Source organism: Vreelandella sp. L-15 (assembly GCF_056857635.1).
The window spans coordinates 1-16,470 of record NZ_JBSXNN010000087.1 but is presented as its reverse complement, the minus strand read 5'-3'; the positions used below and the strand labels follow the sequence as shown (position 1 = coordinate 16,470).

Annotated in this window: 11 protein-coding genes, 2 pseudogenes and 1 other annotated feature; of the genes and pseudogenes, 11 read left to right on the top strand and 2 right to left on the bottom strand. The window is 62.7% G+C overall.

All coding sequences use genetic code 11. The features are described from left to right. Both AC13CY_RS13060 and AC13CY_RS13055 read left to right on the top strand, forming a co-directional pair. Window positions 1-982 (top strand): IS1380 family transposase (locus AC13CY_RS13060; RefSeq protein ID WP_483052650.1); only part of this gene is annotated, 982 nt, incomplete at its 5' end. Window positions 983-1,549: 567 nt separating this feature from the next. Continuing rightward, window positions 1,550-2,779 (top strand): multidrug effflux MFS transporter, encoded by a 1,230-nt coding sequence (locus AC13CY_RS13055; RefSeq protein ID WP_483052649.1) that lies wholly within the window; start codon window positions 1,550-1,552, stop codon window positions 2,777-2,779. A 499-nt stretch (window positions 2,780-3,278) separates the two neighbouring features. Here the strand turns inward: AC13CY_RS13055 and AC13CY_RS13050 are convergent. Together AC13CY_RS13050 and AC13CY_RS13045 are read right to left on the bottom strand one after the other, a co-directional pair. Continuing rightward, a pseudogene (locus AC13CY_RS13050) lies at window positions 3,279-4,432 on the bottom strand (transposase). Window positions 4,433-4,565: 133 nt separating this feature from the next. Beyond that, on the bottom strand, window positions 4,566-5,483 hold the full coding sequence (locus AC13CY_RS13045; RefSeq protein ID WP_483052648.1) for a LysR family transcriptional regulator: 918 nt from the start codon (window positions 5,481-5,483) through the stop codon (window positions 4,566-4,568). A 237-nt stretch (window positions 5,484-5,720) separates the two neighbouring features. Between AC13CY_RS13045 and AC13CY_RS13040 the strand changes: the two genes are divergently transcribed. From AC13CY_RS13040 to AC13CY_RS13000, 9 genes and pseudogenes are all read left to right on the top strand, one after another. Further along, a complete protein-coding gene (locus AC13CY_RS13040; protein WP_483052647.1) occupies window positions 5,721-7,265 on the top strand; it encodes an ABC transporter substrate-binding protein in 1,545 nt (514 codons plus the stop codon). A 183-nt stretch (window positions 7,266-7,448) separates the two neighbouring features. Next, on the top strand, window positions 7,449-8,366 hold the full coding sequence (locus tag AC13CY_RS13035; protein ID WP_483052646.1) for an ABC transporter permease: 918 nt from the start codon (window positions 7,449-7,451) through the stop codon (window positions 8,364-8,366). Between the two features lie 7 nt (window positions 8,367-8,373). After that, window positions 8,374-9,309 (top strand): ABC transporter permease, encoded by a 936-nt coding sequence (locus tag AC13CY_RS13030; protein WP_483052645.1) that lies wholly within the window; start codon window positions 8,374-8,376, stop codon window positions 9,307-9,309. Then, on the top strand, window positions 9,306-10,343 hold the full coding sequence (locus AC13CY_RS13025; protein ID WP_483052644.1) for an ABC transporter ATP-binding protein: 1,038 nt from the start codon (window positions 9,306-9,308) through the stop codon (window positions 10,341-10,343). The genes AC13CY_RS13030 and AC13CY_RS13025 overlap by 4 nt, the downstream gene beginning before the upstream one ends. Beyond that, a complete protein-coding gene (locus AC13CY_RS13020) occupies window positions 10,340-11,326 on the top strand; it encodes an ABC transporter ATP-binding protein (protein WP_483052643.1) in 987 nt (328 codons plus the stop codon). Before AC13CY_RS13025 ends, AC13CY_RS13020 begins: the two co-directional genes overlap by 4 nt. 34 nt (window positions 11,327-11,360) lie before the next feature. Continuing rightward, entirely contained in the window at window positions 11,361-13,385 is a 2,025-nt protein-coding gene (locus AC13CY_RS13015) for an alpha/beta hydrolase domain-containing protein (protein ID WP_483052642.1), read from the top strand. A gap of 12 nt (window positions 13,386-13,397) precedes the next feature. Continuing rightward, window positions 13,398-15,011 (top strand): gamma-glutamyltransferase family protein, encoded by a 1,614-nt coding sequence (locus AC13CY_RS13010; RefSeq protein ID WP_483052641.1) that lies wholly within the window; start codon window positions 13,398-13,400, stop codon window positions 15,009-15,011. A gap of 59 nt (window positions 15,012-15,070) precedes the next feature. Further along, the gene (locus AC13CY_RS13005) at window positions 15,071-15,670 is read left to right on the top strand and encodes a flavin reductase family protein (protein WP_483052640.1); all 600 of its coding nucleotides are present in this window, start codon (window positions 15,071-15,073) and stop codon (window positions 15,668-15,670) included. A 173-nt stretch (window positions 15,671-15,843) separates the two neighbouring features. Beyond that, window positions 15,844-15,945, bottom strand: a sequence feature (AL1L pseudoknot). 347 nt (window positions 15,946-16,292) lie between these two features. Continuing rightward, window positions 16,293-16,470 (top strand): annotated as a pseudogene (locus tag AC13CY_RS13000) (IS1380 family transposase); the annotation flags it as partial.

Below are 16,470 nucleotides of genomic sequence, written 5' to 3'. Positions count from 1 at the left end.
CGAAGCACCGATCACCGCCGAGACGACGCACGTCTGCCTGGACATCGACACCTTCGTCATGGACAACAGCAACTCGAAGAAGGTCGATGGCTACACCCCGATCGCCGCCTATCTGGGCAACGAAGGGTGGTGCCTGGGTCTGGAACTGCGGCCTGGCAAGCAGCACACCATGAAGGAGAGCAACGCCTTCCTGGAGCGGGTACTGCCTCGCGCCCAATGCCTGACCAAGCAACCGATCCTGTTACGCGAGGACAGCGGCTTCGACAGCCAGGCGCACCTGGCGCTTCTCGATCAGCAGCGCCAGGTCTTTGCCGACGAGGGGCGCCGGCTCGACTATGTCGTCAAATGGAACCCGCGCGGCTCGGCCACGGCCGATCAGGATACCTGGTTGGCTGTGGCGGCGGACTACTGGGAAGAGCTGCGTCCTGGCAAGCGCCAGGCGCTGTGGACGCAGACCGTCTCGATCCACGACGACAACAAGACCGAATACGTCGTCCAACGCGTGATGCGCCTGGTCGAGCGCACCGCCGATCGCGATGGCCAGTTGCTGCTCGAACCGGACTATGAGTTGGAAGGCTGGTGGACCAGCCTGGACGAGGCGCCGGAGGCGGTGATCAAACGCTACCAGGCGCATGCCACCCATGAGCAATTCCACAGTGAGATCAAGACCGACCTCGACCTGGAGCGGCTGCCGTCGGGCAAGTTCGCCACCAACGATCTGATCCTGCACCTCGCCCAGCTGGCCTACAACATCCTGCGGCTGATGGGGCAGCTGGGCATGACCGGCGAGCTGAGCCCGGTGCGCCATCCCGCCAAGCGGCGCCGGATCCGCACCGTGCTACAAGAGCTGGTGCATCGTGCGGCGCTCGTGGTTCAAAAGGCGCGGCAGATCATCCTCGACTTCGGGCAGGACATCGGACGCATGACGGTGTTGAACACCCTGCGAAGCCGCCTGCGCTATCCGCGAGGCACGCCATGCTGATCGTCTGTCGGACAAAGGCACCACGCAGAGGGCTGACGGTCACCGGCAGCCAGCATCACCGTACCCGGCGGGTAGCAATGCATGAGCAAACGGGTCATCGTCGCCGGCCGATGCCGCTATGGTTGGCCATGGCAGAGATGCATTCGGCGGTTGAGACGGAATCGGAGGTCAAAAAATGCTCGCTGAAGGTGATAGGGGAAGTGTCGGCGCTGGCTTCACGGAATCAGGGTATAGGTAAACGGCCGTCGATGCTGTCGCCGCCGACAATCTCGAGGCACTGACCGATGATCGACAATCCCGAATAGCTGGTGAGGGTGCGGCAACTGTCGCGGAATTAGACGCTGGGCATGACTCTGTTTGGATGAGTGGCGATATTGGCAACACACGGAATCGACACATTATCCTACCTTGTGCGACGTCGCCTTCGTAGGCAGCAATTTTCCTTGAAAATCGACATTCGCGAGGCTTTGGTCAAATAGTCATCTAAAGGTAATTCGCGTAAGGTGCTAATTGCTGCCGTGCTATTTAGTTCTTGCAGACGCTCATTTCATCTTCACGAGGCGATTCGTGACTGACCCCGCCACTTCGACACCCTCTACCACTACACAGGCCACCTCCGCACGTGGAGTGCCAGCACTATGGATGCTAGTGCTCATCACGCTAGCCGGCACATTGGCCATGCATATCTTCGTGCCGTCGCTACCCATTGCCGGCGAGGCCTTGCACGCCAATAACGCCCAGATGCAGTTGACGATCAGCCTCTACATCCTGGGGCTGGCGCTCGGCCAACTCTTCTACGGGCCGCTCTCTGATGCTCTGGGTAGAAGACCCGCGCTGATGCTGGGCATGTTGATCTACAGTGTCGCGGGCGTCTTCGCCTGGCAAGCTCAGAGCGTCGAAACGCTGATCATGGCCCGGTTCTTTCAGGCGTTCGGTGGATGCGCAGGTCTAGCATTGGGGCGCGCCATGATCCGCGATACTGCCGCCCCAGACCGCGCCGTACAACGGCTAGCGGTGCTCAATTTGGTGGTGGCCATCGGCCCAGCGCTGGCGCCGTTGGTCGGGAGCCTGCTGACCACCACGCTGGGCTGGCGTACCGTACTACTGGCGTTGTGCTTGATGGGGATCGGTAACCTGCTGTTCGTGTGGCGGCTAATGCCGGAAACCGCGCACGCCACGGGTCGTGTCAACCTGCCCGGTTTGGCCTATGAGTATCGCACTTTGATTCACTCCCCCGCTTTCATCGGCTATGCGATTGGAGGAGGCTGCGCCACCACGGCTATGTTTGCCTTCGTTGCCTCGGCGCCGTTCATCTTCGTCGAACAGCTAGGAAAGCCAGAGAGCCACGTGGCGTATTATCTCTCTCTGCTGATACTGAGCGTCTCGCTGGGCAACTTCATCACCAACCGCACCATTCATCGTGTCGGGCTCGCGCGATTGATGCTGGTGGCGAGCCTGCTGAGCCTGGCCGGAGGAATCTCGATGCTGGTCGTCGTATACGCCGGCTGGATGTCCGTCATCACCCTTGAGGCTTCGATGCTGCTGTTCACACTAGGCGTGGGGATGACCGGCCCTACGGCACTGACGCTGGCCGTCAGCATCAATCCCACTGTTGTGGGCTCGGCCGCCGGCCTCTACGGATTTGCTCAGATGGGCATCGGTGCTTTGTGTACCGCACTCGCCGGACTGGGTGATAATCCGGCTCAGGCAACGGCCATGGTGCTGGCCATGGCCGCCCTTATCGGACAGTTAGCGCTGAGAACCGCATTACGATTCGATAACCAAGCAAAGGGGTGAGTCACGAACAGCGTACGGAAACTGACACTGGCCGCAGCTTCTGATTCACGAGCGACCAAGCTATCCGACCCGGGAGGCTGCCAGGATCGGTGTTCGATTATATCGAGATGTTCTACAACCCCAGGCGCCGTAATACCTTCGTAAGCTGCGAAGTTGTCATTACCAAGGTGTCTATTCCTTGGGCTGGCGCTCGTCGCGATGATGGCCACGCCAGCTTCCTCAAGCGGCGTAAGCTCGCCAGCTTTGACTGAGGCCATCGGAGTTCAGCCCGCCTCATTCATGAGGGCGCTGATCGAGTGTCTTGAAGGCCCTTGCTGCCGGCACCGTCCCTCAAGAGAGCATTTGCGGCGTAAAAACCTGCCGATATATACCCAATAAGAGCGTTTTCTTTGCCGCTCTATAACCTTCAGGAATGAATTACGGTCATCAGAGCAGCCGTAGTCGTGAGCCACCGTGGTGGACGCCTTGCTCTTGGATCCGTTGTGGTATCGCCGGCGCGTCAGCTCAGCGCGGTCAGCTTCGGCAGCCCCCTCAGCAAGGTTGGCCACCATTTGTCGGCGGCGTCGCCGAGGTGAACGGTGATACGCCAGGCGTGCAGCGATAGTGTGGCGGCGATCTTGAACACCTGCTCGCGCATCCGTGTCAGGCCCCAGCCCTGACGAGTTTGGTGCTCCAGCAGGCAGCGTAGAACATGCAGTACCTGGTAGGCATAGAGACTCAGCAGTAGGCTCACCTCGTTGCGGGCCTTCACATCCTGGACGGTGAAGGCGCCGCGATCCGTCGACAAGAGGTGCACGTCGAGTGCTGACTTTACCTCGCCCATGTGCGCATCGGCGCTGCCGCGCTTGCGGTAGAGGGCCAGGACGGCGGCTAGGAATCGGCTTGATACTCAAGGTCGTAGCACCACTCACGAAGCTGCTCGGGCGGGCGGCCTCGGAGTCGCTTCAGGTAAGGCACCGCCAACTTCTGCAGGCTCGTGTGGCTACGCAGCTGGCCCAGGTACTCGATGTCACGACCTTCCAGGGCCTCCAGCGTCGCGTTGTCGGTGAAACCGGCGTCGATGCGCACCCGTACCTGGGTCCCGGTGCTCTCGTTGAGTCGCCGTACCAGATGCGGGATCCAGGTGTCGGCGTTGTCCTCGCGCAGCAGGCCGCCCATCATGTCGCCGGTCTCGGCCAACGAGGCGACCAGCGGCGAGTAGATCCGTGCACCGTAAAGACCATGAAACGCTGAGCCTCCCTGATGACCGTGGACCTCAATCTGCAGACCGTCGATATCCAGGGTCAGGTGTGTGGGGCGTTCGCCGCCCTTCAGCGAGGTCAGGCACCAGTTCGCCAGGCGCAGCAGGCCCTCATGTACGGTATCGCTGAGGTCGATCCAGCCCATCGCGCGCTGCAGCACCAAGGTGCGCAGCTAGCTGGCCAGCGAATGACGGATACGCAGCGGGTGGCGACGGTCGACCAGATTGTCCTCCAGCGCATCGATTACGCCGCTGTTATCGAGAGCTTCGCGCAGCAGCAGAGCGCCGCTGTCGCTGGTGGAGCGCTGGCCGCTCATCTCGACACGTACAGAGCTATTGCAGGAGGGCTTCCAGGTGGTTAGGGTTTCACCCATAGCGAGAGATTCTTTTGACTCGTGTTCTGCCAGGAACAGCTTGATTCTACAAGAGAAAACCATTCGCCATCTTCCTTTCTGGCTCAGACCGGTGAATTAGGCGGGTTAAGGCTCGATTGCTTTCGCTCCACCACACAAATTGAGGATGACCCCTTTTTAGGGCAATGCGATATCAGGCCGTTACCGTGTCGAAGGGTGATAGCGTAATCTGCCGCGCAGCCTCTTCGTGAATATACGCAGCCAGCGTCCGGGCGGCCTGACTGCGGGTCTGATAGCGGGGAAAAAACAGCACGTAGGGAATGGTCCTGACCGGATAGAACAGGCGCATCACGGCACCGGGCCGCAGGCAGGAGCGCGCGACGAACCCATCCGCCAGCCCCAGGCCAAATCCCCGCCCCGCCAGCTCACAGGTAACCGGGCCATTCGGCGTCTGGTAGCGGATGTCGGGGCGCGCGCCGATCTCATCGAAGCACTGCTGCAACACCCGCCGGACCAGCGTGTTCGTTGCGTTGGACACCAGCGGTTCACCCACCATATCGTGCACCGTCACATGGGGCCGCGCCGCCAGCGGGTGATCCGCACTCATCACCACGACCATGGGCACCCGTGCCAGCGGCGCGCTGTCCAGCGCATCCGATTCCAGCGGCAGGGTGGCCACGCCCAGGTCAAAACGTTCGCGTCTGAGTGAGGGTTCGATCTCCAGCCGCGTGCGCATGTCGATCCCGGCGGTGACTTGCGGATAGTCATCCCTGAGCCGCCGCAGCGGCTCCAGAAACAGCGCGTCCAGCGCATAGGGCGCGGCCAGCACGCGTACATGGGTTTTCAGCCCCATGCGCAGGCGTTTCGCGGTTTCCGTCACCTCATCCAGTTCCGTCAGCGCCAGTTCGACTTGCTGGTAGATCAGCCACGCCTCGTCGGTGGGTTCCAGCCGCCGCACCTTGCGGTCGAACAGGGGAAAGCCGACCTCTTCCTCCAGCGCGGTGAGAAGGCGGCTGACCTGCGGCTGCGTGCAGTTCATCAGTTCGGCCGCCACATTCAGGCTTCCGCCCTCCATGAAGGCGCGCAGGGCTTCAAGGCCGCGAAGTTTCATTGGTTCCTCCTTACAGGGAATGCATGAACTGATACACAACACGAAATTGCCCTGGCCCACAAGGATTGATAGCCTCAAATCATTATAAACGAGCCTTACACTGGCGGCGGCCTGATAGTTCTCAGGCGCCCGCGCTCTTATCCCATCGTCGAAACTGGCGATGCCCTGAACCTTGCCGGCTCAGGGGGACGGGGGGGATGTCACCAGGTGTCGGGGCAAAAACAACAGGGACAAAAAATGTTTGTACGTATTGGTCTGACTGGTGCCCTTCTTCTCGCCGTTTCGACCGAGCCGCTCATGGCGGGCAAGGTTGATGACACGTTTACCTGGGCCACCGCGAATGAGATCGGATCTGCCGATATCTATTTCGCGAACCTGCGCGAAACGCTGATTGTAACCTATGCGATGTGTGACAGCCTGATCTACCGCGATCCGCTGACCGATGCCTATGAGCCTCTGCTTGCAACATCATGGGAATGGATCGATGCGACCACCATGGATGTCACGCTGCGGGAAGGCGTAACCTTTCATGATGGCCGGGCCTTTGGCCCCGAAGATGTGGCCTATACACTGAACTTCGTGTCCGACCCCGCGAATGAAAGCCAGACACAGCAGCTGACCAGCTGGATCGACTATGTCGAGGTGACCGGCCCCAATTCAGTACGCATCCACGCAAAGTCACCCACCCCGGCGGCGCTGGAATATATGACCGGCACTATGCCGATCTTTCCGGACGGACATTACGACAACGCCCCCGTGGTGCCCGGTGCCGATGGCGCGCAGCGCCGTGATAACGGTGCAGTGACGCCGGTCTGCACCGGCCCCTATCAGATGACGGAATTCACGTCGGGCGACGGTCTGACGCTGGAAAAGAACGAAGGTTACTTCGCCGATAGCCCCAAGGGCATGCCGCAGATCGGTACCATCGTCTTCCGCACCATTCAGGACCCCGAAACCCAGATCGCCGAACTGGTGACCGGCGGTGTCGACTGGATCTGGGGCGTGCCGACCGAGAATGTCGACATGCTGTCCAGCATGGACGGGATCGAGGTTGTCGCCGCGCCGACGCTGCGGATGTCGTTTCTGGAACTGGATGCCGCGGGCCGCAGCGGCGAAGACGCCCCCACGACCGATGTGCGGGTACGTCAGGCCATCGCCCATGCCATCGACCGCGAAGCGATTGTCGAAAACCTGGTGGGTGACGGGTCGCGCGTGCTGCCCTCGCTCTGCGCACCGGCGCAATCGGGTTGCGAAACCGATGTGACTCAATACGATTATGACCCCGAAAAGGCCCGCGCCCTGCTGGCCGAAGCAGGTTATGCCGACGGGCTTTCCCTGCCGTTCTGGAGCTATCGCGACCGTCAGTATGCCGAAGCCATTCTGAACTACCTGCGCGAGGTGGGCATCAATGCCGATCTGAACTTCGTGCAATGGGGCGTGCTGCGGCCTGCGCTGGCGGGTGGTGAGGTTGAACTGGGCAACCTGACATGGGGCTCGAATGGGGTGCTCGATGTGTCTGCCTCGACCGGGTATTACTTTGACGGCGGCGAGATGGATTATGCCCGCGATGCGGATGTCACCCGCTGGCTGGAAGAGGCGAATGTCGAAACCGACCCCGAGGCGCGCAACGCACTTTATTCCCGGGCGCTGAACCGCATCGCGGATGAGGCCTACAAGGTGCCGCTGTTCCTTTATGCGCGGACCTATGGTTTCAACGATGAGTTCGACTATCCGATCACGGATGACGAACTGGCGCATTTCTACCTGGGATCGTGGAAGTAACGTAACCACCCGGTCCGACCGAGCAGAGCGGAGCGTGTGTATCCAGCGAAACGGCGCCCCGCTCTGACATCCTGATACCAAATGTGCGGGACGACAAAGCCGGCTCCCGCGTTCCTGCAGCATACTTTCACCAATCTCCCAAGCTATGGGCCGGGCACCTTTGCCCCGGCACCGCGAGGTCGTATGGCATTTTATATCCTGAAGCGGTTCGGGGTGATGCTGGCGGTGTTGACCGTCACGTCAATTCTGGCATTCCTTCTGCTGCATCTTTCCGGCGACCCCGCGGCCACCATGGCGGGCGATGGCGCCAGCCCCGAGGATGTCCGCGTCATCCGTGACACTTTCGGTTTCGACCGCCCGTTGCCGGTCCAATATCTGGACTGGGTGGGCGGCTTGTTTCAGGGCGATTTCGGACGGTCCTACTACCTGCGCACCGATGTGGCGGATCTGCTACCTGAGCGGCTGGCCGTGACCGCGACACTGGGCGTTTCGGCGCTGGCCTTCGCGCTGGTGCTGTCGATCACGCTGGGCGTTGCGGCCGCGCTCTGGCCCAACACGATCATCGACCGCTTTGCCCTGTGGCTGGCGGTGGCGGGGCAGGCAATGCCGTCGTTTCTGGTGGCCATCGGGCTGATGTATGTCTTCGGCGTCTGGCTGCGCGTGCTGCCGATCTCGGGCGGGGACACGTGGCAGCATTTCATCCTGCCGGTCGTGGCGCTGGGATATTACGCGACGCCATCAATCATGCGCCTGACCCGGTCGGGGATGATGGAAGCGCTGCAATCGGATCACGTCCGCACCGCACGGGCCTATGGCTTGTCACCCTGGCGGGTGGTGATCCGCCACGCGCTGCGCCATGCCATTGCACCCATTGTTTCCATCTCCGCGGTTGAAATGGGTTTCATGCTGGGCGGGTCGATCATTGTCGAATCCGTCTTCTCGCTCAAGGGGATCGGCTATCTGGCGTGGGAATCGATCCAACGCGCCGACATTCAGGTGATTCAGGCGATCTTGCTGGTGATTGCCGCCGCCTATGCCGTGCTGACCCTTGCCGCCGACCTGCTAAACGCGGCAATCGACCCGCGCATCCGCGTATCGTGAGGATCAGATGACTGACACACATATCCCCGGACCTGCGACGCATCCCGCTGCTACAGACACCGCCGCCACGGCACCCGTTGCGGTGCTATCGCCGGGACAGGTCACGCTGCGCCGCGCGTTGAAACACACGGGCTTCTGGGCAGGCGGCGGCATCTTGTTCCTGATCGTGCTGGCCGCGCTGTTGGCCCCTTTGATCGCGCCCTACGACCCTGCGGCGCAAAGCCTTGGCGCGCGCTTTGTGCCGCCGCTCTGGGCGGAAGGCGGCAGTACCGCACATCTGCTGGGCACTGACAATCTGGGGCGCGACGTGTTCTCGCGCCTGCTGTTCGGGGCGCGCACATCAGTGATGCTGGGGTTTCTGACCGTGCTGGTGTCGGGCTTTATCGGTGTCTCGCTGGGCCTTGCGGCGGGATACTTCGGTGGCTGGGTCGATCTGACGGTGAATTTCCTGATCAACATCCGCCTGACGCTGCCGGTTGTTCTGGTGGCGCTGGTGGTCGTGGCGGTGATGGGCAATTCGCTGACGCTGCTGGTCATGGTGATCGGCCTGTTACTGTGGGACCGTTTCGCCATTGTCACCCGGTCCGCCACCCAGACGCTGGCGGGGCGCGAGTTCGTGACATCGGCGCGGACCATCGGCAGCTCAACCCTGCGTATCATCCTGCGTGAGATATTGCCCAATATCACCGGCCCGCTAATCGTCGTCGCTTCTATCGAGCTGGCGCATGCGATCTTGCTGGAGGCGTCACTGTCGTTTCTGGGCCTCGGCGTTCAGCCGCCGCTTGTCAGCTGGGGGCTGATGATCGCCGAGGCGAAAAGCCAGTTGCTGTTCCGGCCATGGATGATCGCGATCCCCGGGGTGGCACTGGTCTGCCTGATCCTCTCGATCAACCTGCTGGGCGATGCCCTCCGCGATATCACCACACCGGAGGGCAAGGCATGAGCGCAGAACTGCTGAATATCCGCGATCTAAAGGTCGATATTCCGCTGGCCAACGGCATGCTGCACCCGGTGCGCCGTGTCGATCTGGAGGTGGCGCGCGGCGAAACCCTGGCCATCGTGGGCGAATCCGGTTGCGGCAAGTCCCTGACGGCGCTGGCGGTCATGGGGCTTCTGCCCCGTGCGGCCCGTCCCACGGTCGCGGCGCATGTCTTTGATGGTAAGGATCTTGCGCAGGCGTCGGACCGCCAGTGGCGGCGGCTGCGCGGCAACCGCGTGTCGATGATCTTTCAGGATCCGATGACCGCACTCGACCCCTGCTACACCATCGGCAACCAGATGTGCGAAATCCTGCGTCAGCATCGCCGCATCTCGCACAAGAGCGCGATGGCGCGGGCGCTGGACCTGCTGACCCGGGTGGGCATCCCGTCACCTGCGGACCGGCTGCGGCAATACCCGCACCAGTTGTCGGGGGGGCTGCGCCAGCGGGTCGTGATCGCCATGGCGCTGTTGTGCGAGCCCGACCTGATCATCGCGGATGAGCCGACGACGGCGCTGGATGTGACCATTCAGGCGCAGATCCTGCGGCTTCTAAAGGATATTCAGGAAGAGATGGGGCTGGGGCTGATCATCATCACCCATGATCTGGGCGTGGTGGCAGGTGTCGCGGACCGCATCATCGTGATGTACGGCGGCGAGATCGTGGAAAGCGGCACCTGCGACCAGATCCTGTCCGGTCCGCTGCATCCCTACACCGAGGGGTTGCTGCAATCGCTGCCGCGCCCGGGCGAGACGCAGCCCGGCGATGATCTGGGCTTTATCCCCGGGGTCGTGCCGCGTCAAACCGGTCCGCGTGACAGTTGCGGCTTTGCCGGGCGCTGCCCCTATGCGCAGCCCGTCTGCACCCAGGCTGCTGTGCCGATGCGCGATGTCGCATCCCCGGACGCGGCCCCGCACAGCATGCGCTGCGTGCTGGCCCCCGACACAGCCGCGCGCGACCCCGATGTGTGGACGCGCCTGCCCGAGGAAACCGCATGACCGATACCGTGCTGGAAATGAATGCCGTCACCAGGGGCTATGCCGTGGGCGGCATCTTCGCGCGCCGCCGCACCCTTCAGGCGCTGCGCGGCATCGACCTGACTGTTGAAAAGGGCGAGACGCTGGGCCTTGTCGGCGAAAGCGGTTGCGGCAAGTCCACGCTGTCACGGATGTTGCTGGGCATCGAAGAGCCCAGTTCGGGCACCGTGCGCATCGGCGGACGGGCGCTGAACAGCTACACCCGGCTGGACCGTGCGCGACTGATCCAGGCGGTCTATCAGGACCCGTATTCATCGCTGAACCCGCGCATGACCGTTGCAGCCACCATCGCCGCGCCGCTGACCGTGCGCGGCACCGGTACAGCCCGGTCGCGGCGCGAGAAGGTACGCGAACTTGCGGCCTCGGTCGGCCTGCCGCAGCATCTGATTGACGCTTATCCGGGCCAGCTGTCAGGCGGGCAGCGGCAGCGCGTGGCCATCGCCCGCGCGCTGATCGCGGAACCCGAGATCCTGATTTGCGATGAGCCGACCTCGGCGTTGGATGTCTCGGTGCAGAGCCAGATCCTCAACCTGCTGAACCGACTGAAGCGGGAATGGGGGATCACCATGATCCTGATCAGCCATGACCTGTCGGTGATCCACCATCTAGCTGACCGGGTGGCGGTGATGTACCTGGGCCAGATTGTCGAAGAGGGGGATGCACGCGCGCTGTTCAGGGCGCCGCGCCACCCTTACACGCAGGCGCTACTGCGCGCCGTGCTACCCGCAAAGGCGGGGCAGGGCGTCCCCGAACTCGGGCTGGCGGCCGAATTTCCCAACCCCGTCAACCCGCCTTCCGGCTGTGCATTCCACCCCCGCTGCCCACGTGCCGATGGCGGGTGCTGCACAACCGTAGCGCCCGATGTGACCGACAGCAGGACCAGCTCTTTCCGCTGCCACTATCCACTGCCCGCCCCTGCCGATACCCCCGGCGCACTGGCGTGACCCCTGTTTCCCGAACATCCATGGACTGTCCCACATGACCAACAAGATCACCTTCGACATTCACCACCGCGCGCCCTTCGCAGATGGCGCGAGTTTTGGCGAGAGCGGCAGCTATGAACATATCTGGGGTCGGGTGTATTTCGCGGTTGATCCGCTGGCACCCGCGCAGCAAGCGGTGACCGATATCGCGCTGGCACCGCGCGACGCAGACGGACGGGTGCATTGTGCCGCGGATTTCGAGATCCTGCGCCCCGTCGATGGCACGTGCGGCAACGGGCGACTGTTCTATGACTATGGCAACCGGGGCAACAAGCGCGCGCTTCAGTTCTTCAACGACGCGCCAAAAACCAATGCGCCGCGCACCCTGGCGGATGCGGGCAACGGGTTCCTGATGCGGCGGGGCTATCATATCCTGTGGATGGGCTGGCAGGGCGATCTGCTGCCCGGTGACGGGCGGATGCTATTCGATGTGCCCGTCGCCACCGATGGCGACGCGCCGCTGACCGGTACCGTGCGGACCGAACTGATCGCGGGCGGGCCGGGGGTCACGGTATTCCCGTTGAGTTCGCTGGTAACGGCGCGCTCAAACCCCGCTGTCTCCACCGACACCGGCCGCGCACGCCTCAGCCGCCGCCGCTATGCCTGGAGCCCGCGTGAGGATATTCCCGCCGACCGCTGGTCCTTCGCACGGGTGGAACAGGGCCCGGGTGTCGACAACCAGGGGATGGAAAACGCCGTCGTGCCGTCCGACAGCCATGTCTATCTCCCCGAAGGGTTCGAGACCGGCTGGATCTACGAGATTGTCTATGAAGCGCGCGACCCGCAGGTGCTGGGGCTGGGGCATCTGGCGGTGCGCGATGCGGTATCCTTCCTGAAATACGGCGATGCCGATGCCAACGGTACGCCAAACCCCCTGAAGGACAACGGCGGGCGGGTGGATTACGCTTATGCATGGGGCCGGTCGCAGACCGGGCGCTGCATCCGCGATGCCCTCTATCTGGGCTTCAACGCCGATGCCGCAGGCCGCCGGGTGTTCGACGGTGTGCTGCCGCATGTGGCGGGGGCAGGCAAGATGTGGATGAACCACCGTTTTGCCAACCTCGTCCTGCTGCCGGGGCAGGAGTTCGAGAACCATTTCTCGCCCGCCGACCGCTTTCCCTTTGCCTACGCCGTATCGACCGACCATCTGACTGGCGCGGTCGATGGCATCCTGAAGCGGCCTGACACCGACCCCAAGGTGATCCATACCGACACCGCCGCCGAATACTGGCACCGCCGCGCTTCGCTAGTGCATACCGACACCGAAGGCCGCGATCTGCCGCTGCCTGACGGCGTGCGGATCTATCACTGGGCTAGCACGCAGCATTTCGCCGCGCCAAAGGTCGAGAAGCCCGGTTATGGCATGAGCCAGACCTATTTCAACGTCGCCGCCAGCTCGATGCTGTTCCGCGCGACGCTGGATAACCTCGATGCCTGGGTGTCGCGGGACATCGCACCGCCTGAAAGCCGGATGCCGCGCAGGTCGGACGGTACGCTGGTCGCATTCGATGACTGGAAGGCCGGGTTTCCACAGATCCCCGGCGTGGCGCTGCCGCGCGGTCCCAGCCGGCTGGAGCTGATGGATTTCGGCCCCGACATCGATCGTGGCCTGATCGCGAAAGATCCGCCCGATCTGCCGGGCGGGGAATACTGCGTGCAGGTTCCGGCCACGGATGCCGATGGCAATGATGTTGCGGGCATCCGTGTGCCGATGGTGCAGGCGCCGCTGGGCACCTACACCGGCTGGAGCCTGCGCAATGCCACCTTCGGGCTGGGCGCGCTGGAAGGCATCACCGGCAGCTACATCCCCCTACCCACCCGCGCAGATGAACGCGCGCAGACCGGCGATCCGAGGGTATCGGTGACCGAACGCTATGGCGATGCCGCGGGCTATTCGCGCGCGATCGGCGCGGCAGCGCGCAGGCTCGTCGATGCAGGGCTGATGCTGGAAGAGGATGTGGCTCGGGCCGTAGACGAGGCGGCCGACTGGGGTCGCCCCCGCCATGATGTGAAGCTGTAAGGAAGATATACCATGACTGACAAGGGAATGGTCGTTGCGCCGCAGCCCGAGGCCGCCGAAAGCGGGGTCGAGATCTTGCGGGCCGGTGGCAATGCCGTCGATGCCACGATCGCGACCGCATTGGCGCAGACAGTGGTGGACCCGCTGATGTGCGGGATCGCGGGCTTCGGCTCCATGGCGATCCATGATCCGGCGACGGGCAGGCAGGAGTATCTGGATTTTCACGCCTCCGCGCCCGCTGCCGTAACCGAAGACATGTGGGCCGGTCTGGTCGAGGGCGAGGCACCGGACGGTTTCGGCTTCCTGTTGCGGGGCCGGGTCAACGACCTTGGCGCGGGCGCGGTCGCGGTGCCCGCCAGCCTGCGCGCCTATGAGGTCGCGCACCAGCGGTTCGGCAGGCTGCCCTGGGCTGATGTTGTCGCCCCCGCGATCCGCTGGGCGCAGGAGGGGTATGTCGTGCGGCCCGCGATGTACACGTTCTTTATGGAAGGCGATGGCTATGGCCGCGCGCCGACACGCGACCGGCTGCGGTATTCTGAGGGCGGGAGGCGCCTGTTGTGCGATGCGGATGGCAACCCGAAGTCCATCGGCACTGTAATCGTCAACCCTGACTACGCGGAGGTGCTGCGCCTCATCGCCCGTGACGGGGCCGATGCACTGCATGAGGGTCCCATCGGCGATCTGGTGGTCGAGGCGATGGAACAGGGTGGTGGCCTTGTCACCCGCGCGGATCTTGCCGCCGTCCGGCCAGAGTTCCGGCCGCCTCTGGAGGGCACCTATCATGGCTTGCGGATTGCGACGAACCAGCCGCCCGGCGGCGGAATCATGCTGCTGCAGATGCTGAACATCCTTGAAAACTTCGATCTGCCCGCGCTGGGTCACAATAGCCCCGAATATATCCGCATCCTGTGCGAGGTGATGAAACGCGCAACAGTGGACAAGGACCGCTACGTCGGCGATCCGGGCTTTTGCGACGTGCCGCTGGAGATGCTTCTAGACAAGGGGCGCGCCGCCCGGATGGCCGATGACATCCGCAGGGGCGAGGTGGCCCATGTGCCGCGCCTGAACACCCACGCCCCTGTACCCCGCGACACGACCCATCTGTCGGTGCGCGATGCAGACGGCTGCTGTGTGGCGATGACCCATTCGCTGGCGATGCCCTCGGGCGTTATGCCGCGAGGCACGGGTTTCATGCTCAACGGCTGCATGAGCGTGTTCGATCCCCGGCCCGGCAAGCCCGGATCGTTGGCGCCGGGCAAGTCGCGTTTCACCGCATCCGCCCCGACGATCGTGCATGACGCCAGCGGGCCTCGGCTGATCCTGGGGGCACCGGGCGGCACGCAGATCGTGATGGGGGTTTTGCAGACAATTGTGAACCATTTCGATTTCGGCATGGATATCGACCGTGCCGTGGCCACGCCCCGGGTGTCGGCCACTTCGGACTGCATCGATGTGTGCAACCGCATCCCGCGCGATGTGCTGGCACCGCTGGAGGCGCTTGGCTATGCGGTCCAGCGCAATCCTCATGGCTACACTTTTGGCTGGGTCCATGCGATTGCGGTGCGCGATGGCCAGGTCACCGGCGCCGCCGATCCCGGGCGCGACGGAGTGGCCTACCGCGCCTGAGCGCGGGGCCGCTACTCCCCGCAACCCCGAACATTTTCTGCCGCCGAAAGGAGATATGAATGCACTACGGAATCGATCGCCCCCCCCTGTTGAAACACGACCCGTTCAAGGCGATCATCGCGCCACGCCCCATCGGCTGGATCGGCACGCTTAACGCGGATGGTATTTCCAACCTTGCGCCCTACAGCTTTTTCACACTGCACGGGACCAGTCCGCATATTATCAGCTTCACGTCTGAGGGGGACAAACACTCGGTCGTCAATGCGCGTGACCGGGGGGAATTCACCTTTTCGCTGGTGACCGAAGCTCTGGCGCAGGCGATGAATGTGACCTCGGCCCCGCTGGCCGACGGGGCGGATGAATTTACCGCAGCCGGGCTGACGCGCGGGCACAGCATCGAGATCGCCGCCCCCTTTGTTGCCGAAAGCCCAGCCGCGCTGGAATGTGTCACGCTGTCGATCACGCAGTTGCGCGACCGGCATGGCTGTCTGACCGACAGCTATCTTGTGTTGGGTGAGGTGGTCCGCACGCATATCAATGACGCGTTCATTCGGGATGGACGTTTTGATACCGTTAAAGCGCGGCCCATCGCGCGCATGGGCTACCGCGACTATGCGACTGTCACCGAAGCATGGGAACTGATGCGACCGTCCGACTGAGCGGGTCGTTGTATCCTGGCCGATTGCCGATTGCACCAGCAAATATCCGAACGCCGTAGACGCTTCAGTTTTCCTTGAAAACATGGCGGTTCTCAGGCCGCAGTGCCTTATCGCGCCTTGCGCGAACTGACGGCCGCGCCGGCGTGCTAGGCCAGATGTTCAAAGTATGTGGACGGGGCGATCAGGAAAACATTACAGATCGGCTCGATCCCGTGCTCATCTCTATGCGCGCCAATAAACGCCACCATCATTTCGGCCGCTGGTCGAACTCGGCTTGTTTGATCCCACGGTTTGATATCATTCACGAATTGATGCTGGGGCTAACCGCTGTTGCTTTGCAGTGGATTGAGGCAAGTCGTGCAGTATTACTAGCGTATACAATGTTTCTATGGGCGATACCATTGGAAGCAATGATCTCGGGGACAGCTATATCTAAAATCAAAGCAGTGGGGGCGTGTATCTGCCTAGTCGGATTATGTGTGCTTCTTAACCCTCTGGCTATGAACTGGTCTGATCCGGGATTACTATTACCTGAATCCGTGAGACCGGCCCCCAGGAATGCTTCTAACCTACTGAACTGCATGGCAATATAGCGAATATCGCCATTCACCCAGACAGTGCCATGCCCAACGTCAAGTTCCGCGCCAGTCGCCGCACCCTCACCAGCCACGCCGGGCTGTCCATCATCGGGCAATGCTTCGAGATCGCTGGCGTCGACAGCATCGACAGCCGCTTCCCCACCACGCTGGGCATGCGCACCAGTGACGTGATCAAGAGCTACCTGGGCCTGCTGTGTCTGG